General features: G+C 66.3%; 22 protein-coding genes. 16 read left to right on the top strand and 6 right to left on the bottom strand.

Features of this window, described 5'->3' with window-relative positions; translation table 11 throughout:
* Window positions 1-87: 87 nt before the first annotated feature.
* Window positions 88-2,583: an ATP-dependent helicase HrpB gene (gene hrpB / locus J5474_RS16130; protein ID WP_209361956.1), complete on the bottom strand. Its 2,496-nt coding sequence runs from the start codon at window positions 2,581-2,583 to the stop codon at window positions 88-90.
* Between the two features lie 138 nt (window positions 2,584-2,721).
* Between hrpB and meaB the strand changes: the two genes are divergently transcribed.
* From meaB to J5474_RS16170, 8 genes are all read left to right on the top strand, one after another.
* Complete coding sequence (gene meaB / locus J5474_RS16135) at window positions 2,722-3,696, top strand: methylmalonyl Co-A mutase-associated GTPase MeaB (protein ID WP_209361957.1); 975 nt, start codon at window positions 2,722-2,724, stop codon at window positions 3,694-3,696.
* Window positions 3,693-4,508, top strand: a complete 816-nt coding sequence (locus J5474_RS16140; RefSeq protein ID WP_209361958.1) for an alpha/beta hydrolase — start codon at window positions 3,693-3,695, stop codon at window positions 4,506-4,508. The genes meaB and J5474_RS16140 overlap by 4 nt, the downstream gene beginning before the upstream one ends.
* A 153-nt stretch (window positions 4,509-4,661) precedes the next feature.
* Window positions 4,662-4,952 (top strand): 50S ribosomal protein L28, encoded by a 291-nt coding sequence (rpmB, locus tag J5474_RS16145; protein ID WP_209361959.1) that lies wholly within the window; start codon window positions 4,662-4,664, stop codon window positions 4,950-4,952.
* Window positions 4,953-5,080: 128 nt separating this feature from the next.
* The gene (locus J5474_RS16150) at window positions 5,081-5,416 is read left to right on the top strand and encodes a hypothetical protein (RefSeq protein WP_209361960.1); all 336 of its coding nucleotides are present in this window, start codon (window positions 5,081-5,083) and stop codon (window positions 5,414-5,416) included.
* Between the two features lie 36 nt (window positions 5,417-5,452).
* On the top strand, window positions 5,453-5,956 hold the full coding sequence (locus J5474_RS16155; RefSeq protein ID WP_209361961.1) for a copper chaperone PCu(A)C: 504 nt from the start codon (window positions 5,453-5,455) through the stop codon (window positions 5,954-5,956).
* Window positions 5,957-6,374: 418 nt separating this feature from the next.
* The gene (locus tag J5474_RS16160) at window positions 6,375-6,752 is read left to right on the top strand and encodes a hypothetical protein (RefSeq protein WP_209361962.1); all 378 of its coding nucleotides are present in this window, start codon (window positions 6,375-6,377) and stop codon (window positions 6,750-6,752) included.
* Between the two features lie 197 nt (window positions 6,753-6,949).
* Window positions 6,950-7,294: a hypothetical protein gene (locus tag J5474_RS16165; protein ID WP_209361963.1), complete on the top strand. Its 345-nt coding sequence runs from the start codon at window positions 6,950-6,952 to the stop codon at window positions 7,292-7,294.
* Between the two features lie 11 nt (window positions 7,295-7,305).
* Window positions 7,306-7,887 (top strand): ligand-gated ion channel, encoded by a 582-nt coding sequence (locus tag J5474_RS16170; protein ID WP_209361964.1) that lies wholly within the window; start codon window positions 7,306-7,308, stop codon window positions 7,885-7,887.
* 342 nt (window positions 7,888-8,229) lie between these two features.
* Here the strand turns inward: J5474_RS16170 and lepA are convergent, their stop codons facing one another.
* On the bottom strand, window positions 8,230-10,035 hold the full coding sequence (lepA, locus tag J5474_RS16175) for a translation elongation factor 4 (protein WP_209361965.1): 1,806 nt from the start codon (window positions 10,033-10,035) through the stop codon (window positions 8,230-8,232).
* Window positions 10,036-10,411: 376 nt separating this feature from the next.
* Here lepA and J5474_RS16180 point away from each other — a divergent pair, with 376 nt between their 5' ends.
* The 3 genes from J5474_RS16180 (at window position 10,412) to J5474_RS16190 (ending at window position 13,641) form a co-directional block, all read left to right on the top strand.
* The gene (locus J5474_RS16180; RefSeq protein ID WP_209361966.1) at window positions 10,412-11,488 is read left to right on the top strand and encodes a hypothetical protein; all 1,077 of its coding nucleotides are present in this window, start codon (window positions 10,412-10,414) and stop codon (window positions 11,486-11,488) included.
* Between the two features lie 97 nt (window positions 11,489-11,585).
* Entirely contained in the window at window positions 11,586-13,127 is a 1,542-nt protein-coding gene (locus tag J5474_RS16185) for a tetratricopeptide repeat-containing sulfotransferase family protein (RefSeq protein WP_209361967.1), read from the top strand.
* A gap of 106 nt (window positions 13,128-13,233) precedes the next feature.
* Complete coding sequence (locus J5474_RS16190) at window positions 13,234-13,641, top strand: arginine transporter (RefSeq protein ID WP_209361968.1); 408 nt, start codon at window positions 13,234-13,236, stop codon at window positions 13,639-13,641.
* 20 nt (window positions 13,642-13,661) lie between these two features.
* Here J5474_RS16190 and hisD read toward each other — a convergent pair whose 3' ends face one another.
* The gene (hisD, locus tag J5474_RS16195) at window positions 13,662-15,005 is read right to left on the bottom strand and encodes a histidinol dehydrogenase (RefSeq protein WP_209361969.1); all 1,344 of its coding nucleotides are present in this window, start codon (window positions 15,003-15,005) and stop codon (window positions 13,662-13,664) included.
* A gap of 76 nt (window positions 15,006-15,081) precedes the next feature.
* Here hisD and J5474_RS16200 point away from each other — a divergent pair, with 76 nt between their 5' ends.
* Window positions 15,082-16,047, top strand: coding sequence for a LysR family transcriptional regulator (locus J5474_RS16200; RefSeq protein ID WP_209361970.1), 966 nt, complete (start codon window positions 15,082-15,084; stop codon window positions 16,045-16,047).
* Between the two features lie 194 nt (window positions 16,048-16,241).
* On the opposite strand, the gene J5474_RS16205 is transcribed toward J5474_RS16200, so the two are convergent.
* The 3 genes from J5474_RS16205 to J5474_RS16215 form a co-directional block, all read right to left on the bottom strand.
* On the bottom strand, window positions 16,242-17,015 hold the full coding sequence (locus tag J5474_RS16205) for an alpha/beta fold hydrolase (protein WP_209361971.1): 774 nt from the start codon (window positions 17,013-17,015) through the stop codon (window positions 16,242-16,244).
* Window positions 17,016-17,153: 138 nt separating this feature from the next.
* Window positions 17,154-17,801 (bottom strand): NUDIX hydrolase, encoded by a 648-nt coding sequence (locus tag J5474_RS16210; RefSeq protein WP_245216525.1) that lies wholly within the window; start codon window positions 17,799-17,801, stop codon window positions 17,154-17,156.
* Between the two features lie 316 nt (window positions 17,802-18,117).
* Window positions 18,118-18,543, bottom strand: coding sequence for a DUF983 domain-containing protein (locus J5474_RS16215; RefSeq protein ID WP_209361972.1), 426 nt, complete (start codon window positions 18,541-18,543; stop codon window positions 18,118-18,120).
* A 300-nt stretch (window positions 18,544-18,843) separates the two neighbouring features.
* On the opposite strand from J5474_RS16215, the gene J5474_RS16220 reads away from it, so the two are divergent.
* The 4 genes from J5474_RS16220 (at window position 18,844) to J5474_RS16235 (ending at window position 21,163) form a co-directional block, all read left to right on the top strand.
* Window positions 18,844-19,515 carry an EF-hand domain-containing protein gene (locus J5474_RS16220; protein WP_245216515.1) on the top strand — a complete coding sequence of 224 codons (672 nt, stop codon included), beginning with the start codon at window positions 18,844-18,846 and terminating at the stop codon, window positions 19,513-19,515.
* A 147-nt stretch (window positions 19,516-19,662) separates the two neighbouring features.
* Window positions 19,663-20,253: an RNA polymerase sigma factor gene (locus J5474_RS16225; protein ID WP_209361973.1), complete on the top strand. Its 591-nt coding sequence runs from the start codon at window positions 19,663-19,665 to the stop codon at window positions 20,251-20,253.
* Window positions 20,237-20,620 (top strand): hypothetical protein, encoded by a 384-nt coding sequence (locus J5474_RS16230; RefSeq protein ID WP_209361974.1) that lies wholly within the window; start codon window positions 20,237-20,239, stop codon window positions 20,618-20,620. The genes J5474_RS16225 and J5474_RS16230 overlap by 17 nt, the downstream gene beginning before the upstream one ends.
* A gap of 3 nt (window positions 20,621-20,623) precedes the next feature.
* Complete coding sequence (locus tag J5474_RS16235) at window positions 20,624-21,163, top strand: periplasmic heavy metal sensor (protein ID WP_209361975.1); 540 nt, start codon at window positions 20,624-20,626, stop codon at window positions 21,161-21,163.
* The last annotated feature ends 56 nt before the right edge of the window (window positions 21,164-21,219 follow it).

Genomic DNA, 21,219 nt, shown 5'->3' on the forward strand with positions numbered 1-21,219 from the left:
GAGTCGCGGCGGAAACGCGGCGATTGAACGCGATACCGGGGAATTCGGGCTGCCGCACGGCATGCCGGGCAAATGCCCGGGCGTGGCTCAGGTTCCGCGCGGCTTGGCGCGCAGCGTGGGGTCCGCTTCGGTCGGGTCCTCTGGCCAGGGATGGCGCGGATAGCGCGCGCGCATGTCCTTGCGAACGTCGGCGTAGGACCCTGCCCAGAAACCCGGCAGGTCCATGGTCGTCTGCACGGGGCGCTGCGCCGGACTTAGTAGCGTCACTTTCAACGGTGTCCGCCCCACCATGGGATGCGTCGTCTGGCCAAAGAGTTCCTGCAGGCGGAGGTTGATTTCCGGGTGATCGCCGGAGTAGTCGATAGGGATCTGCCGACCCAGCGGCGTGGTGAAATGCGCCGGGACGGCCGCGTCCAGCGCCTGCATCTGCCCCCAATCGAGCCGCGCGCGCAGGGCGGGCAGCAGGTCGAACCGTTTCCAGTCGTCCGCTGTCTTAACGCCGTCGAGGAAGGGCAGTAGCCAGGTTTCGAGGCCGCCCGTCAGCGCCTCCACGTCCATGTCGGGCAGGTCGTGCCCCGCCTCGCGTGCCAGTTGCACCCGCGCCACGAAACGGCGCCCGGCGTCCGATAGCGCGATCCCGAGGTCGCGCACCCCGTCCAGCATGGCGCGGGCCACCGCCTGCGCCGGCGCGTCCTTCCAGATCCTGTCGTCGAGCGCGATGGCCCCCAGCCGCTCCTGCCGCCGTGCGACAACGCGGCGCTCGCGCTTTGACCAGTGGCAACTGTCGACCCAGTGGACCCGGTCAGCAAAGAGCCCGCGCAGCTCTGACGCCGAGACGGCGATCGCCTGCCGGATCTTCGCCTCGCGGGGGTTGCCGTCCGTGTCGGTGACGACGATAAGCATCTGCCCGGCAAGCGGATCGCCCGCATCCATCGCTGCGCCCTTGCCACCCGACAACTGGAAGCGCGGGGCGTCGCCCTTGCGGCGCAAACCAATGCGATCGGGATAAGCAAGCGCGGCAAGTTCGGCGGTGTTGAAACCGCGTTGCTCGGCGCGGTGTTCACCTTGGTGGAAATTCCCTGAGTTTAAGGAGCCTTTTCCACTTGGCCTCATGCTCTGTCTCAGGCGCTTCGCTTCGGTCCTGATACGTTCAAGGCTCGGCCTGTGGATGGCATATGGCTTTTCCACAGCAAAACGTTTTGGGTCAGCCAGCGCATCGAGCCGCAGGGACAGATCGGTGGGTGCTCCTGTGAGCGGATCGCGTTCCGACAAGAGAGCGGCCAATAGGGCGGCATCAGGTCCGCCAGATTGCAGCATATGGGCAAGCCGCGGATGTACCGGATATGTGGATAACTGGCGCCCATGTGCGGTGACGCGGCCCTTTTCATCCAGCGCACCCAACATCTGCAGGAGCGCTTTCGCCTCGCTGAAGGCGCCGGAGGGCGGTTGCGTCAGGAATGGAAGCTCTGAGGGGTCGGCGCCCCAGACAGCCAGTTCCAGTGCGAGACCCGCGAGGTCGGCAGCCTCGATTTCCGCCGGTGGGTAGGGGCTTAGGGCACCTTCCTCGCCTTTGGTCCAAAGCTTGTAGGCGACGCCCGGCGCCACCCGGCCCGCGCGACCAGCGCGCTGGGTCGCCTCGGCGCGGGTGACGCGTTCTGTCACCAGACGCGACATGCCGGAGCCCGGATCGAAGCGTGCCCGCCGAGCGCGGCCACCGTCGACGACCACCCGGATGTCCTCGATGGTCAGGGAGGTTTCCGCGATGGAGGTGGCGAGTACCAGCTTCCGGCCCGCGCCCTCGGGCCGGATCGCGGCCCGCTGTGCGGCCAGCTCCATGGCGCCAAAGAGCGGCCGCAGCTGGGTATCGGCAGGCAGGCGGAACCGCAGCAGCGCCTCGGTGCGGCGGATTTCGCCCTCGCCGGGGAGGAAGGCGAGGATGCCGCCGTCGGTTTCTTCGTGGGCCTTGAGGATCAGGTCCGCCATGGCCTCCTCGAAGCGGCGCTTGCCCATCGGAGTCTCAAGCCAGCGCTCTTCCACCGGAAAGGCGCGGCCCTCGGAGGTCACTATAGGCGCCTCCATCAAGGCGGCGACGGGGCCTGCGTCGAGCGTCGCGGACATGGCCAGCAAGAGCAGGTCGTCTCGCAGGGCGCCCGCGATCTCCAGACAAAGGGCAAGGCCAAAGTCAGCATTGAGCGAGCGTTCGTGGAATTCGTCGAACAGGATCGCGCCGATGCCCGAGAGTTCCGGGTCGGACTGGATCATGCGGGTCAGGATGCCCTCGGTGACGACCTCGATGCGGGTCGTCCGGCAGACGCGGGATTCCCCGCGGATGCGGTAGCCCACCGTTTTGCCGGGGGCTTCATTCAATTGTTCCGCCAGGCGCTGCGCTGCGGCTCGGGCGGCCAACCTGCGCGGTTCGAGCATCAGGATGCGCCCTTCCGTCAGCCCGGCCTGCAGCAGCGTGAGCGGCATGCGCGTCGTCTTGCCCGCGCCGGGCGGGGCCTGCAGCACTGCGCGCCCGTGGGTGCGCAGCGCAGCGACGAGGTCTGGGAGCACGGCATCGATGGGCAGGGCTTGGGTCATGGGTGCGATGTACCGGGGGACGCGTGTTTTGGCCAGTGGCGGGCGGCCCGGGATACCTATGGCAGACGGAAGCAGGGTGCATAGCCGCAGCACGCGGGAGCGTCTGGACTTTTGCGCGCGGTCGCGGGAAGAAAAGGCATGGATACCGAAGATCTGAAAACCCGCGTCCTCGCGGGTGAACGTCGCGCGCTGGCCCGCGCCATCACGCTTGTCGAAAGCGGGCGCGCCGATCACCGCGCACAGGCACTGGCGTTGCTGGATGGACTGAAGGGTCATGGCCGGGAGGCGTTGCGCATCGGGCTGTCCGGCACGCCGGGGGTGGGGAAGTCTACCTTCATCGAGACCTTTGGCTGCATGCTGACGGGGAAGGGACTGAAGGTCGCGGTGCTGGCGGTGGACCCGTCCTCGGCGCGCTCCGGCGGATCGATCCTTGGCGACAAGACGCGGATGGAGCGGCTGAGCCGCGAGAAGAATGCCTTTATCCGCCCCTCGCCGGCGCAAAGCCAACTGGGCGGCGTGGCGCGGCGCACGCGGGAGGCGATCGATCTCTGCGAGGCGGCGGGTTTTGACGTGATCCTGATCGAGACAGTGGGAGTCGGCCAGTCAGAAACCATGGTGGCAGAAATGTGCGACCTCTTTCTGCTGCTGCTGGCACCGGCGGGTGGCGACGAATTGCAGGGCGTGAAACGCGGTATCATGGAGATGGCGGATATCCTGCTGATCAACAAGGCCGACGGCGATCTGAAGACGCAGGCCCTTCGCACCTGCGCCGATTACGCGGGGGCGTTGCGCTTGCTCAGGAAACGGCCCCAGGACCCGGAGGGTTTTCCAAAAGCGATGACCGTTTCAGCGGTGGAGGCGCAAGGTCTTGAGGCTGCCTGGCAGGAGATGAACACGCTGGCCCGCTGGCGGCGGGAGACGGGCCATTTTGCGGGGCGCCGGGCCGAGCAGGCGCGCTACTGGTTCGAGGCCGAAGTACGCGATGGTCTGCTGGCTCGCTTGCGAGCGGCCTCTGCGCGGCAGGCAATGAGGTCGCTGGCGGCAGAGGTCGAGGCCGGCAAGCTGACTCCGGGGCAGGCGGCCCGGCAGATGCTGGAGGAGCATCTGACGTGAAGGCGCACCCCGTGTTCGAAGGCGACCGCTTGCGCGCGACGACTTTCCGGCCACGGCGGCGCAGGCTTTTTGTCAGTTTCCGGCAGCGGGTGGGGACACCGGGCAATTTTGACGAGGCCAGACCGGTGATGGGCTTCGTGGGGAATGGCTGGGCGCACCTTCACCTGCAATCGCGCTGGAACGACTGGTTCGTGAACCCTGAGACGGAGGCGCTTGAGGCACGACTTGCGGAGTTCACCGCACGATATGAACAGGTCGTGGCGATGGGGTTCTCCATGGGGGGCTATGGGGCGCTCCGGCTGGCGCGGGCGCTGCGACTGACGCGGCTCATGGCGATTTCACCGCAGTTTTCCATCGATCCCTGGGTGGTGCCCTTTGATCGGCGCTACCGGGCAGAGGCGGCGGGATGGGACGCAACGTCGGGCGACCTGACCCACCGCTGCACGGAGGTCGGCGGTGCGGTTCTGGTCGACCCTTTCAAGCCCCTCGACCTCGCGCACGGGCGCCTGATCTGCAAGGCCTTCCCGAAACTGACGCTGGTCATGCTCCCGTGCGGCGGCCACCCGGCGACGCGGGCGATCCGGCAGGGCGGGCGCTTTGACTGGCTGAAGACGGAGTTGGCGGAGGGCCTTGCCGATCCGCGGGCCGTCGGGCGGGTGCATCGCAAGGTGCGACGGCAATCCGAATCCTATTGGCGGCATCTGGCCGAAGTAGCCCGCTGGCACCATCGCCCAGCGCTGTCCGCAGCCGCCGAAGGCCACGCCAAAGCTCTGTCGGAAAAGGCCTCTGTGCGTCCGGCCGACAGGGCTTGACGATTCCCGCCGTTGCGCCTAGAAGCCCTCGATACGAGATTCCGGGCGCCCCCCGCAGTGAAAACGGGCGGCGCCTTTTGATATTGGCGCGGTGCTGTTCTCACAAGGAAGACTTTCCTGGGGGAGCGTGCCGACAGACGTGAGGACAAAGCGATGTCGCGAGTTTGCGAACTGACCGGCAAGGGCCCGATGACTGGCAACAATGTCAGCCACGCCAACAACAAGACCCGTCGGCGTTACCTGCCGAACCTGAACGACGTGACCCTGCAGTCGGAGACCCTGGGTCGCGGCATCAAGCTGCGCATCTCGGCGCACGCGCTGCGCTCGGTCGACCACCGCGGGGGCTTGGACAAGTTCCTGGCAAAGGCGAAGGACATCGAGCTTTCCGACCGCGCGCTGAAGGTCAAGAAAGAGATCGCGAAGGCGCAGGCGCCCGCAGCCTGACCCTTTCGAACGGAATTCTGCAGCCCCGGTCAGAGATGGCCGGGGCTGTTGCCGTTTACGCTTTGTGCGGTTGCATTTGTCGCATGACAAGTGGGGTAATTGCGCATATATCCGCCTTCGTGAATGTCTTGCGATCCCTGACGGCCGCTCTGCTTGCCGTGGCGCTGGTGGTGACCAGTCTCTCCGCCGGGATGGCCCGGGGGCAGGCAACGCCTGTGGGGGTCGTGGAGGTCTGCCAGGGTCTGACGATCGTCTCCGTCGAAGTGGACGGAGAGGGCAATCCCGTCCGCCACGTGCACCTTTGCCCGGACGGGGTCATGTCGCTGGTGGCTCCGCTGGCAGTGGCCGATTTCGACGTGCCAATTGCCTACTGGATGCCTGTGACCCCGGTCATCGAGACCGGCGGTCGTGGCAGTGTGGACGCGCCGCAGGGTGTGGCGCGTGGGCCTCCTTTCACCCTCTGATTTATGCAGACAATCAGAGACCTGAAAGGAAAAGACATGATGAAATTTCTTCTCCCCGGCGCAGCTGCGCTGGCATTCGCGGTGCCGGCGGGGGCGGATATTACCATTCACGATGCTTATGCGCGCTCTGCCGGGGCGATGGCTAGATCTGGTGCCGCCTTTTTCGTGATCGAGAATGACGGCGCGGAGGATGACCGCCTGCTCTCTGCGGCGTCCGACAGTGCGAAGCTCGTGGAACTGCACACCCACATGGAGATCGGCGACGGTGTGATGAAGATGACGGAAGTGCCCGAGGGTTTCGTCGTACCCGCCGGTGGCACGCACGCGCTGGCGCGGGGCGGCGATCACGTGATGCTCATGGGCCTGAAAAAGCCTATGGAACAAGGGGATAGCGTGACCGTGACACTGACCTTCGAGAAGGCGGGGGAAATGGTCGTGGAGATCCCCGTCGACCTCGATCGGCAGGATGGCATGGGCGGCGGCATGGGCGCTGGGATGGGCCATGGCGCAGGCCACGGCGCGATGAAGATGGGAAACTGAGCGGCGCTCGATCTCACCTTGAAGTGACTTGGAAAACCCGCCGTCAGGCGGGTTTTTCTTTGCCCTGGAATGACTTGGCCGCAACCTGCGCGTCGGGGGCGCGGTGGTGAAGCCGATGGCCGCAGCGACGGTTTTCGCGATCTCTGCGCAGAGGTGCGGGCGGGCCGGACGCAGGGATTCAGACGTCCTGCGAAAGCGTTAAACTACCAGATCGTGTGGATGCCAGTTTCGGGATGTGTCCCCCCGGCCCGCGTCAAGAGGGGCCAAATCGCGGGCGTTCGGTGGGTTAACCCGGCGCCCGCAAGGATTTCTTAGGGTGAGTCCCGGCCGGTTTGGCGGGGGAAACCGGCCGGTTCTTGACACTTGTGCGCGCGAGGGGCGGTGGGGCCCCGGATGCGCGCTCCGAATCGGAGAGACCATGCTGAACGAGATGGAAGCGATGAGCATCACCACGTTCCGGGAGAACGTGGCGGAACGGCTGCGAAAGGTGGAGGAGACGGGCGTGCAGCTCTGGCTGAAACGGCGGGGACGGCTGGGCTGCGCCGTGGTGCCGTTCTACCAGGTGAAGGTGCTGGACGCGCTGCTGGGCCGCTCTGTCGAGGAGGTGGTGCGCGGCATGCAGTCGGAGGCGCGGCTGTGGCAGGCGGCAAAGCGGATCCAGGCAGCGGAGGAACGCGCGCGGCTGCTGCGCGGCGAGGGTATCGGCGGGGCAACGCGGACCCGGCTGGTCGCGCGGATGCTGGAGGAGGGGTATGATCCGTGGGAGCGGGATGCGGTCTTGAGGCGGAGTAGGTGAGGGGTGGTGGCTCGCACGATGGTTATCCGTGTGTCGGACGAAGATCGCTGAAGTCCAGTTGGCCAGCCAGAGGGCAATTACGTTGTACCGTTCCGTTCCCGAGTGCTTTCAGCCTCTTATATAGGCAAGAGGCGACTTGATCAGAAGTCGAAGGCCTCTTAACGTGTGGGAGTAGTGTCTTGTGAGGACATACCGCATTGTCTTCCCTAACTCAAATTTTCAAAGAGCAGAAGAGTTGTCGTGATGCTCGATGCTCCGACACTTGTTACGGCGTTGCGAAAGTGGCGTTTTGGTCAGCATTTTTCTCGATGTTTATTGTCGGGCCGAGATTGTGGGATTGCTATCTTCAAGCTAGACGTGTCGAGGAGAGCTTTGAAGCGTTTGTGAACGCGGGTGCCGTTCTCTGGATTGCGGTTTGGTTCGCCACTATCGCCTTGAATTGTCATGAAAAAATCAATCACTTCTTAACTCTTTTGATCAATAGTATGTCTCTGCCGGGGTTTATTCTGGGAATCGCTTTGCTTGTGGGGGCGGGCGCGTGAGGAACTTGAGCATGGAGACCCGTGAATTCCTGCTGGGCCTAGTGATCTTTGGAATTCTTGGCGCTTGGGCTGCCTCTGCGCGTAGCCAAGACGTCCTCCCCGGGGGCCAAGTTGAAGGGGCAGCAGTCGGCGTTTTTGAAGCTGAAGATCTAACTGCATGGAAAAAGGTGCAACTTTTCGCTCTTGGTGTGGCAAATCCCTCGCAATTGGGCGACTATACTATAGCAAAAAAAGCTTCTTTGGATGATCTTGCGAAACTGAACGGAGAGCAGCTGAATTCGGTTATAGCTGACTGGATTCAAAATTCCGGAACTCTTGGAGTTGTTACGTCGGACGGGGCTTTAATCGGTGTAAAACCGTTTCTGGTGAACTCAGAAGTGTGCCCTACGTGCGCGTTTGATCCGTCAACTGTCGTAATGAGGTCCAAATCAGGCAGCGTGTTTGATTTTTCCAAGATTGACATGTCTGTGTATTCTTCTGATGACGACGGTTCACTGCAGGCAGTTGATTCCAGCAGTATCGTTTTCCTCTGGGAGGGGGCTGGTCAGTCGATTGAGCCGTCCTTAACCAAAGAAATATTGCTAAAGCGCTAACCCGCTTTCATCACTCCCGGGTTGCTGGATGTGGTGTGAAGCAATTAAACTCAGTTTCCCCTACACCCTTCCGTCCCGCGATGAACCGCGCTAGAGCCGACGCGCCGCCCCTATGGACGGGGCGCGTCGGCTCTGGCGCGGCGGGTGTGGGGGTGATGGCAGTTGGGCGGTTGGATTGGAAACCCACCCTACATGAGGTGTGTCTGATAGTGGGGGAATATGCGAAGCCCCGGCGCGGGGGGCCGGGGCGTTTGGTTTGTCGGCGCCTGAAATGGAGAGGGAGTGGGCACGCGGGATTTGCTGCGCAAACCCGCTGCCGCCCACGCGCACTCGAAAATGGACTTAATTGTCCATTTTGAGTGCGGAAATAAACGCCTCCTGCGGGATCTCGACCTTCCCGAACTGGCGCATCTTCTTCTTGCCGGCCTTCTGCTTCTCCAGAAGCTTCTTCTTCCGGGTGGCATCGCCGCCGTAGCATTTCGCCGTCACGTCCTTGCGCATGGCGGAGAGGGTCTCGCGCGCGATGACCTTGCCGCCGATGGCCGCCTGGATCGGGATCTTGAACATGTGGCGCGGGATCAGGTCCTTGAGCTTTTCGCACATGGCACGGCCGCGCATCTCGGCGCGATCGCGGTGCACCATCATGGAAAGCGCGTCGACGGGTTCGTCGTTCACGAGGATCTGCATCTTCACGAGGTTGTCCTCGCGGTAGCCTTCGAGCTGGTAGTCGAAGGAGGCGTAGCCCTTGGTCACCGATTTCAGCCGGTCGTAGAAGTCGAAGACGACCTCGTTCAGGGGCAGGTCGTAGACGGCCATGGCGCGGCCGCCGACGTAGGTGAGGTCGAGCTGGATGCCGCGGCGGTCCTGGCAGAGTTTGAGCACGTCGCCGAGGTATTCGTCGGGCACCATGATGGTGGCCTTGATGCGCGGCTCCTCGACGTGGTCGACGTAGGTGAGGTCGGGCATGTCGGCGGGGTTGTGCAGGTCGCGGCGCTCGCCGTCCTTCATGTAGAGGTGGTAGATCACCGAGGGCGCGGTGGTGATCAGGTCGATGTCGTACTCGCGTTCGAGCCGGTCGCGGATGACCTCGAGGTGGAGCAGGCCGAGGAAGCCGCAGCGGAAACCGAAGCCAAGGGCGGCGGAGGTCTCCATCTCGTAGGTGAAGGAGGCGTCGTTGAGGGCGAGCTTCTCGATGGCGTCGCGCATGTCCTCGAAGTCGTTGGCGTCCACGGGGAAGAGGCCGCAGAAGACGACGGGGATGGAGGGTTTGAAGCCCGGCAGGGGCGTTTCGGCGCCCTTCTTTTCCGTCGTGATGGTGTCGCCGACGCGGGTGTCGCGGACCTGCTTGATCGAGCCGGTGAAGAAGCCGATCTCGCCGGGGCCGAGTTCGGCGACGTCCTGCATCTGCGGGCGGAAGACGCCGAGCTTGTCGACGCCGTACTTGCCGCCGGTGCGCATCATGCGGATGTTGTCGCCCTTGCGGATCGTGCCCTCCATCACGCGGATAAGGACGACGACGCCGAGGTAGGGATCGTACCAGCTGTCGATCAGCATGGCCTTCAGGGGCGCGTTCGCGTCCTTTTCCGGGGGGGCGGGCAGGCGGGTGACGATGGCCTCCAGCACGTCGGGGATGCCGATGCCGGTCTTGGCGGAGATCAGGCAGGCGTTGGAGGCGTCGATGCCGATGACGTCCTCGATCTGCTCGGCGACGCGCTCGGGCTCGGCCGCCGGAAGGTCGACCTTGTTCAGGACGGGCACGATCTCATGGTCGGCCTCGATGGCGGTGTAGACGTTGGCGAGCGTCTGCGCCTCGACCCCCTGGGAGGCGTCGACCACCAGCAGCGAGCCCTCGACCGCGCGCATGGAGCGGCTGACCTCGTAGGCGAAGTCCACGTGTCCGGGCGTGTCGATGAGGTTCAGCACGTAGGTGTTGCCGTCCTTCGCCGGGTAGTCGATGCGGACGGTGTTGGCCTTGATGGTGATGCCGCGCTCGCGCTCGATGTCCATGGCATCGAGGAGCTGGGCCTTCATGTCCCGTTCCGCGACCGTGCCCGTGAGCTGGATCAGCCGGTCGGCCAGGGTGGATTTCCCGTGGTCGATATGGGCGACGATGGAGAAGTTGCGGATCAGGTGCTGGGGGGTGCTCATGCGAACAGGTCCTTCGGGGAAGGGCGTCAGGTTTGATCCGTGCATATGGCGCGGATGGGGGGGAATGGCAAGCGGTGTGGCACGAGGCAATGTGCCGGACTCGATGTATTCCCGGAAGATCGTCGTGGGCCTCGTGCAAAGGGTCACGCCCGACCCTGGGTGGGCGTCCGCAACGGCAGTGGCAAGCCTAGTCGGTCAAGGCGATCCTGTCGCGGGAGTGGCGTGCTTCGTCGCCAATACGCCCTCCGGGGGGAGTGGCGTGACCCGTTCTGGCGCCCGTGCCGGGGCTTGGGGTGGTTGCTGCCATCCTCACTTGGGCTTGTGCCATTGATCCAGCCAAGTAAGCTATCGCCAGATCGGGTGATGCGAGTGGGCCGTGCAGTTCAGGGACGACGACGCTTTCAAGCCATGGCTGCATAGGCAGAGCCCGGAGGTCTGTGTGGCCATCGCCACCCGCGCTGCATTGCGGGTGATGCCGCTCTTGGCGGCAAATTCCAGCTGGAAAGATACGAAGGATGGGCGAGAAGCGCAGGCAAGGCTTGTACTCTTGACAGGCTGGTGCACCCTGATCTCAGGGTTTGCGAGCACATGCCCATCCCCTGAAATCAAAAACGACGCAGTCAACGCCACCGATGCCGTCTCCGCCACCGCCGCCGCCGCCGCCGCCGCCGCCACCGCCACCGCCACCGCCGCCACCGACGCCTCCCTTGCCACCCCCTTCGCCACCCACGCCGCTAACGCCGCCGCCACCCACGCCGCTAACGCATACGCCGCCGCCACCGACGCTACCTACAGCGATTGTGATTTCATGGGGGAGGGGATGCTGCGCCAGCCGCTCTGGCACGACGCCGGTGTGCCGGTGGGTTTGCGCCCCGAAGACCTCGGCCCCACTCTGTTCGACACCGATCCCCGCTTTGCCTTCTTTGCCCGCTGGTACGACGGCATGGCGCGGGGGGAGCCGCTGGACTGGGAGTTGCAGCGCCGGGTGGCGCTGATCCCGGAGGAGACATGGCGGGCCGGAGTGGATGCGGTGGCGGCGGCGATTGCGGAGATCGAGGCCCGATTTGCGGTCCAGTCGGCTCTCGTAGACCTTGCACGACAGCGAATTGGGGGCCGCGTCGATCGTTTCGGAATCGGCGGAAACAACCCGCCTGAGGAGGTGGACCTCCCTCCGGATGTTTTGCGCAGCGAGACCATCATTCGGGGGGCGGTCGAGGATATCGCCGAGGAGGTCGAATCCGAAGAGCCGGACAGAGGGCGTATTGTCCGGGCCTTGGAGGCCATCAAGGCGGCGTTGGTGGTCGTCGCGAAGTGGACGGGAAGAAAGGTAGATCTCGCCGTGGATACGATAATCAAGGACGGCATCGGGACTGCGATCAAGTCTGGCGCAGCGCTTTTTGCCCTTGACCGACTGGTGCAGGCGGTCGAAGGCTGGTTGCCGTTTCTAAAGTAATCAGCGGCCTGAAAACCCACCCCCCGGCGGCCTTTTTGGCGCTTGGTAAAACCCCCTTTACCCCTCTGCTGTATGTCCTGCGCAAACCGGAGGGCGCATGACACAGGCTTGGGTACTCGATCCGCCGCAGGGGATCATCGACGGGTTGGTGAGGCTGCACGAGGCTGGCGAGAATGCCGTCGTGGCGGAGGAGGCGCGCAAGCTGCTGGAGGCGTTCCCGGCCTCCTACACGCTGTGGCAGATCCTCGGCGGGGTGCTGCTGGAACTGGGGCAATACGGCCCGGCGGAACTGGCGCTGGGGCAGGCGGTCACGCTGCGGCCCGACATCGCGGAGGCGCAGGCGAACCACTCCACCGCGCTGCGCGCTCTCGAACGCATCGACGAGGCGGAAACCCGCGCGCGGGAGGCGCTGCGGCTCGATGCCGGATCGGTGCGCGCGATGATGGAACTGTCCGCCGTCCTGATCCATCGGGGCGCGATGATGGAGGTGGTGAAAATCTGCGATCAGGTGCTGCGGCTGGACCGCACGGCCTGGGCGGCGATGAATACGCGCGGCGTGGCGTTGCAGGCGATGGGGCGCCTGCCGGACGCGCGCCGCGCCTTCGAGGCGGCGATCCGTGAGGTGCCGACGTTCGCGGAGGCGCACAGGAACCTGTCGGCTCTGAAGCCGTGGACAGCACCGGATGCCCATCTGGCGCAGATGCTGGCGATCCACGATGACGCCGCGACGGAGGACCCGGATCGGATGCGGCTGTCGGTGGCGCTGTTCCGGGCCTATGACAAGATGAACCAGCCAGAGGTGGCTTGGCCCTACCTCGCGGAGGCCAACGCCCTGCGCAAGGCGGCGCAGGGTTACGAATTCGCGGCGGACGCGGAGCTGTTCGCGCATATCCGCGCGGTTTTCGGCGACCTTGAGCCACTGGCGGCGGAGGCGGCACCGGTCGTGCCGATCTTCATCCTCGGGATGCCCCGGTCGGGCACCACCCTGTCAGAGCAGATCATGTCCAGTCACGGCTCCGTCACCGGGGCGGGGGAGCTGGGCGTGGTGAACGCGTTGGCGCAGCATTTTCTTTCGGGCGCGGTGCGCGCCGACGCGGCGGGGCTTACGGCCTTTCGCGCGGCCTATTTCGAAGCCGTCGCGCCGCTGGCGCAGGGGCGCGCCTTTGTGACCGACAAGATGCCGCACAACTTCCGCTATGCCGGACTGATCGCGGCGGCCTTCCCGGAGGCGAAGATCGTGCATGTGACGCGGGATGCGCGGGCGGTGTGCTGGTCAAACCTCGCGCATTACTTCGTCGCCGAAGGGCTGGGGTATGCCAATGACGCGGCGGATGTGGTGGGGTTCCACGGGCTTTACCGCGAAATGATGGATTTCTGGGAGAAGCGCTGGCCCGGACGGATCCGGGTGCTGGATTACGAGGCGCTGGTGGAGAACCCGGAGGCGGAGACGCGCGCCCTGATCTCCGATCTCGGCCTGCCGTGGGACGAAGCCTGCCTGCGACCGGAGGACAACCGGCGCGCTGTGCAGACCGCATCGACCGCCCAGGTGCGCAGGCGGGTCTACAAGGGCAGCTCGGCGGCGTGGAAGCGCTACGAGCCCTGGGTCGGGACCGCGTTTTCCCACTTGCCGGAGGGATGATTTCACCGGGAGATTCTTGAAGCTTCCGCGCGGCTCGGGCATGATGGCGCGGAGGGCAGTTCCGGGGCAGACGGCAAAGCCGCACCCGGTCAAGAGGACAGGTGGAATGACACGGATCAAGGTTGGTATGGCCCTGGGCCTGACCGCGTGCCTGGCGCTCGCGGCTTGTGGCGGCGGGTCAAAGACGCGGGTACATCAGAATTACGGCGGCGCATCGCGCTACGCCGGGCTGAACGTCACGCTGGAGCGGCGGGCCTTTGCCACGGGGCCGATTTCAAGCGCCTGCATGAGCGGCGGACGCAAGGCGGCGAACCGGGAGCTTTGCGGTTGCGTGCAGGCGGCGGCGAATGCGGCAATGCCCTCTGGGCGGGATCAGCGGCTGGCGGCGAGCTTTTTCGCCGATCCCCATCAGGCGCAGGTGATCCGGCAGTCGGACAACCCGACGCACGAGGCCTTCTGGAAACGGTACAAGACGTTTACGGCACAGTCGGAAACCCTCTGCCGGGGGCTATGAGAGATTTCCGATATCGGGATTCAATTCCCTGGTCTGGAGAGGTCCGCAGCCTGGAGAGGTCCGCCCCGCAACGCCCCGTTCTCCCGCAACGCCCCGTTCTCCGGCGCGAGGCGGGCCTCGGCCGTCAGGGCGTGGCCGATCATTCCCTCGGCGCGGGAGATCGTCGCGGTGGCGCGGGCGAGATCCGGCAGGGCTTCATCCTCGGCGCGTTGCCAGGTCACTGTCTTGAGAAACTTCAGTACCGAAAGACCGCCGGTATAGCGTGCCGCGCCGCCGGTGGGCAGCACGTGGTTCGGCCCGGCGGCCTTGTCCCCGAAGGCCACCGTCGTCCGCGCCCCGAGAAAGAGCGACCCGTAGGCGCTCAGTTGCGCCTGCCACCAGTCCAGGTCGGCGGTATGCAGGTGCAGATGCTCGGGAGCGATGCGGTTGGCCTCCGAAGCCATCTCGGCGCGGTCCCGGCACAGAAAGATCTGGCCCATGGCGTCCCAGGCCTGGCGCGCGGTGGCGCTGTTTCCAGGCCCGAGACGGTCGCAGGTTTCCGGCATCAGGGCATGCACCCGGTGGGCGACGGGCGCGTGATCGGTAATCAGCCAGCACGGCGACGTCGGCCCGTGCTCTGCCTGCCCGGCGAGGTCGAGCGCCACCAGCGCCGGATCGGCGGTGGCATCGGCGAGGATCATCAGGTCGGTGGGCCCGGCCAGGGCGTCGATGCCGATAGGTCCGAAAAGCTGGCGCTTGGCCTCCGCCACGTAGGCGTTGCCGGGACCGGTGAGGATGTCCACCGGCGGCGTACCGAATAATCCGAGCGTCATGGCGGCGATGCCCTGCACGCCACCCAGCGTCAAAATCGTATCCGCGCCCGCGAGTTGCATCGCGTAAAGCGTAGCGGGGTGGATCCCGCCCCGGTCCCTTGGCGGCGCGGCGGCGGTGACATGCGGCACCCCGGCGGCCTTGGCCGTGGCGATCGTCATCAGCGCAGAGGCGATATGCGCATAGCGTCCGCCGGGGACATAGGCGCCCGCTGCATCGACGGGAATGGCGCGCTGCCCGGCACGCAGGCCGGGACGCAGTTCGGTCTCGAAATCGGTGAGGGAGGCGCGTTGCGCGACCGCGAACCGGCGGATGTTATCATGGGCATAGGCCAGCGCCTGCTTCAGCGCGGGCGGCACCTGTGCCGCGGCGGCGGCGATGACCTCTGGTGGGGTGACGATCGGACCCTCCCAACCATCCAGGCGGCGGGCAAGGTCGCGGGTGGCCCCTTCGCCACCTTGCCGGAGGTGCCCGAGCATGACCCGAACAGTGTCACCGATGTCGGATGGCGCGGTGGCGGACAGGCCAGGGGCGGATTTGATCAAGCGTGGCATAGGTGGCCTCGAACGGGTTGACGTGCGCGTGGATTTCAGAAAGCTGAATTCAGGTACGGAAGAGAAGGCGCGGACCATGCTGTTGAAAGGGGTGACACTGCGCGGGCTCGAGATCTTCGAGGCGCTGGCTGAAAGCGGGTCGGTGGCGAAGGCTTCTGAGACCACGGGGCTGAGCCAGCCCGCCGTCAGCCAGCAGATGCGCAACCTCGAAACGGCGCTGGGTGTCGACCTCGTGGATCACGGGCGGCGGCCGATGATGCTGACGCCCGCGGGCCGCGCTTTCCTTCAGCGGACGAAAGCGGTGCTGCGGGAACTGCGTCTGGCGGGATCGGAACTGACGGTGATGGACCTCGCGCATCTGTCGGTGCTGAGCCTCGGGGTGATCGACGATTTCGACAACGACCTGACGCCGCGGCTGGTGACCATGCTGGCGGAGAGCATGACGAAATGCCGCTTCAAGCTGATCACCGCGCCCAGTCACGAGATCCGTGCCGAACTGCAGGCCCGGCGGCTGCACCTTGGCATCGCGGCGAGCGGCGGCGAAGTGCTGCCGGGCGTGGTCGAATATCCGCTGGTGCGCGATCCCTATATTTTCGTGTGTGCAAAGGGCGCGGTGGCAGAGGCGGGCAGTATCGAAGCGCTGATGACGCGCGCGCCGCTCCTGCGATACGACCGGGCGCAGCTGATCGGCCGGCAGGTGGAGGCGCATCTGGCGCGGCTGAAACTTACTTTCCCGGAGCGTTTCGAGATCGGCGCCCATCTGTCGCTGATGACGCTGGCGGCGCGCGGCACCGGCTGGGCGCTGACCACGCCACTGGGCTACATGCGCGCGGCAAGGCTGCACGACCAGCTGGAGGCGCACCCGCTGCCCTTTGCCCCTTTCGCGCGGACGATTTCGCTGTTCGCCGGGGGCGACTGGGACGACGCTGTCCCGCGCGACGTGGCCCGCACCATGAAGATGCTGGTGAGCGACATGGTTATCGGTCCCGCCTGGGCAAGGCTGCCCTGGCTGGTGGGGGAATTGCGGATTCTCGAAGCCTGATCGCGGAGTCATGCCGGGCAGGGTGCCGCAACGGCGCCCGCTGTCCAGCCTTCCGGTTGCTCATTCGCGAAGACCGGAGGCGATATTTCAAAACTGCGAAACTAAAGCGATCCGCTCCTGCTTCACCGCTTGTGTGCGTTGCTGGGAGGGGCGCCGCCGGAATGCCGGGGCGGTGCCCCCTCCATCGCTTCCGTTCAGCCGACCGCCTTGAGGAAGGCGCGCACGGAGGCCTCGAAGGCCCGGGGGTCGTCGGCGTGCAGCCAGTGCCCGGCCTGCGGTATCTTGGCGAACCGCGCCTTGGGGAAGAGGCCGCGGATGGTGTCGCGGTGCTCGGTCCGGACGTAGTCGGAGCGCCCGCCCGAGAGGAACAGCGTGGGGCCGGAGTATGCGGCGTCGATCCGAGGGAAGGAGAGGATCTGTGGCATCTCCCGTTCAAGCGTGTCGAGGTTGTATTTCCACGCCCGTGCCTTCACGTCGAGCGACTGTGTGAAGAAGCTTTGCAGCGCGGGATCGTCCACGTGGCGCGCCAGTTGCGTTACGGCGTCGGAGCGTTTCGTCACGGTCGTCAGGTCCACGGCGCGCATGGCGTCGATAAACCTCTGCTGCGAGTGGCTGTAGCTGACCGGCGCGATGTCGGCGACAAGAAGCGAGGCGACCTTTTCGGGGTGCAGCAGTGCCAGCATCATAGCGGCCTTGCCTCCCATGGAATGGCCCACCACATGCGCGCGGCCGCCGACGCTGTCGATGACCTCTGCAAGGTCGGCGGCGAGGTCGGGGTAGGAATGCGTTTCGGTGCGCGGGCTGTCGCCGTGATTGCGCATGTCCGGGGTCAGCACGCGCCAGTCATCCGAAAGACGGCGGGCGATGACACCCCAGTTGCGCCCCGACCCAAAGAGGCCGTGGACGATCAGGAGCGGCGTTGCGTCGGCTGCGCGCCCGGGGGCGCCGTGGTCGGTCAGGGTCAGCATGGGTCCAGAGATAGGCCGCGCGGGCGGGGTATGCCAGAGCGGATCGGGCCGGTTGGAAGGGGGCACAGGTCTTTCGTCCGAAAGACCTGTGCCGTGCGTGGTGGCCGGGGCAGGATCTTCGTCGAAGATCCTGGGGCGCTATTCGGTGTGAGCGTGCCCGCGGAGGCGCAGGAAGAGACTTTCTTCGTCATCGTTTCGGAAAAAAGGCACCGAGTCGGGCGGCGTGTCGTCGGTGGCGCGGGCGGCGACCTCGGCCAGCACCACCTCGGTGATGAAGGGCAGGTCGAAGTGGCGCACCTCGTCGAGGGCGATCCACTGCAGGTGGGACAGTTCGTCCGTGGCGTGGGTGAAGTCGTCGGGATCGGATTGCAGAGCCTCTGCGTCGAGCAGGAAGAAACGCGCGTCGAAGCGGCGCGGGCGGCCCGGCGGCGTGATGGCGCGGAAGACGAACTGAAGCGCCTCCGCCGAGGGGCGGTGGCCGGTGCCGGCAAAGCTGAGCCAATCCGGCGGGATCGAGCCGGGCCAGGGCGCGGGCAGGCCGAGGATCTGGCCTGTCTCCTCCCAGAGTTCGCGGACCGCAGCGGCGGCCAGCGCGCGGGAGATGCCGGGTGTCGCGTCCTCCTCAAGCCTTTGCGCGCAGAGTGCGGAGAGCGGACGGGCGAGGTTCACCGCGCTATCGGCAGTGTCGACCGCGCCGCCGGGAAAGACGAACTTGTTCGGCATGAAGGCGGCCTTTGCCCCACGCTGACCCATCAGGACGCGCGGGCGCGTGGCCCGGTCGCGCATGACGATGACGGTGGCCGCATGGCGGATCGCGGACTTGTCGGGAGCTGTCGGCTTGACCGACGTCTGATCTGCGGTCTGGTCGGTTTTCTGGCCTGTTTTCTGGCCTGTTTTCTGGCCTGTTTTCTGGCCTGTTTTCTGGCCCGTTTTCTGGCCCGTTTTCTGGCCCGTTTTCTGGCCCGAGTTCTGGCCCGACATATGGCCCGAGTTCTGGCCTGACATATGGCCGGGGTTCTGGTTCTGGTCCGGATTCATGCGCCTGCGGTCTTTCTGCAATGCCGCACCGACGGTGCGGGTCGGGCGGCCCGACGTCCCCCGGTCAGGAGGAATGATCCGGTTCGGAGGGGATCGCCCCGCCGTCGGAACGCGCGAAGCCGCCCATGCCGCGCGCCCACTGGAAGGCGACGATGCCGCCCTTCAGTCGCGGCAGAAGGTAGAGGGAAAGCGCCACGCATCCAACCGCAAAGATGGTGAAGAGCACCAGCGGGTCCGGGCGCCAGGTTTCGAACACGACCAGCAGCAACGGTGCCATGAGGTGCCCGACGATGAGAATGGTCAGGTAGGCGGGGCCGTCGTCGGCTCGATGGTGGTGCAGTTCCTGACGGCACACGGGGCAGCTTTCGCGGACCTTCAGGTAGCCCGACAGCAGCGGCCCGGAACCGCAGTTCGGGCAGCGTCTGCGCCAGCCGCGCCAGAGGACGGGCCACAGCGGTGCCCCTTCCGGAATATTGCCTGTATGTGACATGGCCCCTCGTACTTCCCTTCGGACCACTCGTACGGTCCTTCGCGGTCCTGTCCGTGAGCGCGAAAGATGCGACTTCCGTATCGGTTTAGAAAGGGGGCGTAGTGTCCTTGCGTCGGCGTGTCGCGGTGCCGGAAGGGCAGGCGGTGCCGATCTCGTGATAGCGGCGTGATGAAATTTCCGGCGGGGCGAGCGACGGGACCAGCGGGTTGGCGCGTGGAAGCCTGCAGAGACGCCGTAAGCAAGCGGCGGATCGCGGGGCGGCCGGACATGGCACCCCGGGACAAGCACGGAGACAGGACCATGACGAAGACAACCACGACTCTCTGGATCACCGGGGCGCTGATCGCGGCGCTGGGCGCCGGCGCGGCGCAGGCGCATGACAACGGGCGCGAGTCCGGCAGCCGTGACGGCATGGGGCCGCGCGGCGCCATGGGCGGCGCGGCGCTGGAGCAGATGATCACGGATGCCGATGCGGACGGCGACGGCAAGGTGACGAAGGCAGAGATGGAGGCGGCCGCCAGCAAGCGTTTTTCCGACGCGGACACCGATGGCGACGGCAAGCTGAGCGCCGAGGAACTGACCGCGCAGGCAGAGGCGATGCGCGTGGCGCGCCAAGAGACGCGCCGGGCGAAGCGGACCGAGGCGATGATCAGACGCTTCGACTACGACGGTGACGGCGCATTGAGCCAGCAGGAGATGCAGGCGATGCGTCCGGCGGACCTGTTTGACCGGATGCTGGAACGGCTCGATACCGACAAGGACGGGGCGCTGAGCACCGGGGAAGTGCAGGCTGCCGGGGAGCGCATGCAAGACCGCCGGGCGCAGCGCGGCGAGCGGTTCGGTCGCCACGAAGGGCGCGGCGAACGGGGCGAGAACGGGCACCGCTGGTTCCCGCGTGGGCAAGCGCAGGGCGATGGTCTGCGGAATGCCCCGGTTTCGCCGGAGATGGAACCCGGCACCGGGGGCAACTGAGCCCCCCGGAAACTGAAACGGCGGGTCAACCGGCCCGTCGGCGAGACGCCGAAGGATACCGGGCCCCCTGAGCGGGGCCCGGACGTGCGGGACGCCAGCGTTGCGCGGAACCGCCGGACACGGTAGCGCAGGGATACTGGAACCGGGATGCCTTATGACGCCATGAGCGATCAGACCGACGAGGATCTGCTGGCAGCCTACGCGCGGGGCGATGCCTCGGCCGCGCGCGCGCTGACGCAGCGGCTGGCGCCCCGCGTGCTGGCGCATGCCTACCGGATGCTGCGCGGCGACCGTGCAGAGGCGGAGGACGTGACGCAGGAGGCGCTTTTGCGGCTGTGGCGCGCGGCGCCCGACTGGCGTCCCGGCGAGGCGAAGGTGACGACCTGGCTCTATCGCGTGACGGCGAACCTCTGCATCGACCGGATGCGCAAAGGGCGGCGGCAGGGACCGGACCTGGACGCGGTGCCGGAGGTGGCGGACGACGCGCCCTCGGCGGTGGAAACGATGCAGCAGGCGGCGCGCGCGGAGGCGCTACAGGCAGCGCTGGACACGCTGCCCGAACGGCAGCGGCAGGCGGTGGTGCTGCGCCATATCGAAGGGCTGTCCAACCCGGAGATCGCACGGATCATGGACATCGGGGCGCGCGCGGTGGAATCCTTGACCGCGCGGGGGAAACGGGCCCTTGAGGCGATCCTGTCGGGTCGCCGGGCCGAACTGGGGTATGAAGGCGATGATTGAGCCGAGTGACAGGACCGGGGATGGCCCGGAGATGCTGGATGCCTTCTTTGACGCTGCGCGCGCGGAGGCGCCGTTGCCCGACGGGGATTTCATGGCGCGGTTGACGGCCGACGCTCTGGCGGAGATGCCGGTGGCAGGGGTGCGTGTGCGCGGTCGCACCGGGCTCTGGGAGCAACTGGTTCCGGCTCTGGGCGGCTGGGCCGGGCTGTCCGGGCTGGTGGCGGCCTGCGCGGTGGGCCTCTGGGTGGGGGTGAACCCGCCCGCGTCGCTGGGGCTTGATGACTGGTGGAACGGCACTGGCGCGGAACTGGGTGAGCTCGGGGTGGACCCGCTGTCCGGTTTCGAACTGGCACTGATGGAAGGATGACGGATGGCTTTGGGGGATGACGGCCGGACGGCGCCGCGCGCGGGCAAGGGGCTGCGGATCGTGCTCTTTGCCTCGCTGGCGCTGAACCTCGCGGTTGCGGGGGCCGTGGCGGGGTTCTTCGTGATGGGGCCGCCCCCGCCACCGCGGGACCGGCCCGGTGGCGCCGACCCGGCGTTGCCCTACACGCGTGCCCTGACCGAGGACCAGCGCCGCGCGCTGCGCCGCGAGTGGCGCGGTGCGGTATTCCGCGACCCGGAGGAGGCGCGCGGCGTCCGCTCGGGGGTCTTGGCGGATTACCGGGAGGCGCTGGAGATCCTGCGTGCCGCGCCCTTCGACGGGGCCCGGCTTGAGGCGCTCATGGCGGAGCAGGCAGAGCGCGGCGCAGCCGCGCGCGCGCGTGGTCAGGCGCTGTTGAGCGATTACGTGGCGCGGATGGATCCGGAAGACCGCGCGGCCTATGCCGACCGGCTGGAGGAGAGCCTGTTGCGGCTGCAGCGGCGGCGGGACCGCGACGCAGGTCCGCCGCCACGGCCCGCGGACTGAGGGCCGTCGCCCTGACCGTGCGGATGTGGCTTTGAAACGCTGACCGGGGGCGGCGG

It is taken from the genome of Sagittula salina (assembly GCF_017813235.1).
Classification (GTDB): Bacteria; Pseudomonadota; Alphaproteobacteria; order Rhodobacterales; family Rhodobacteraceae; genus Sagittula; species Sagittula salina.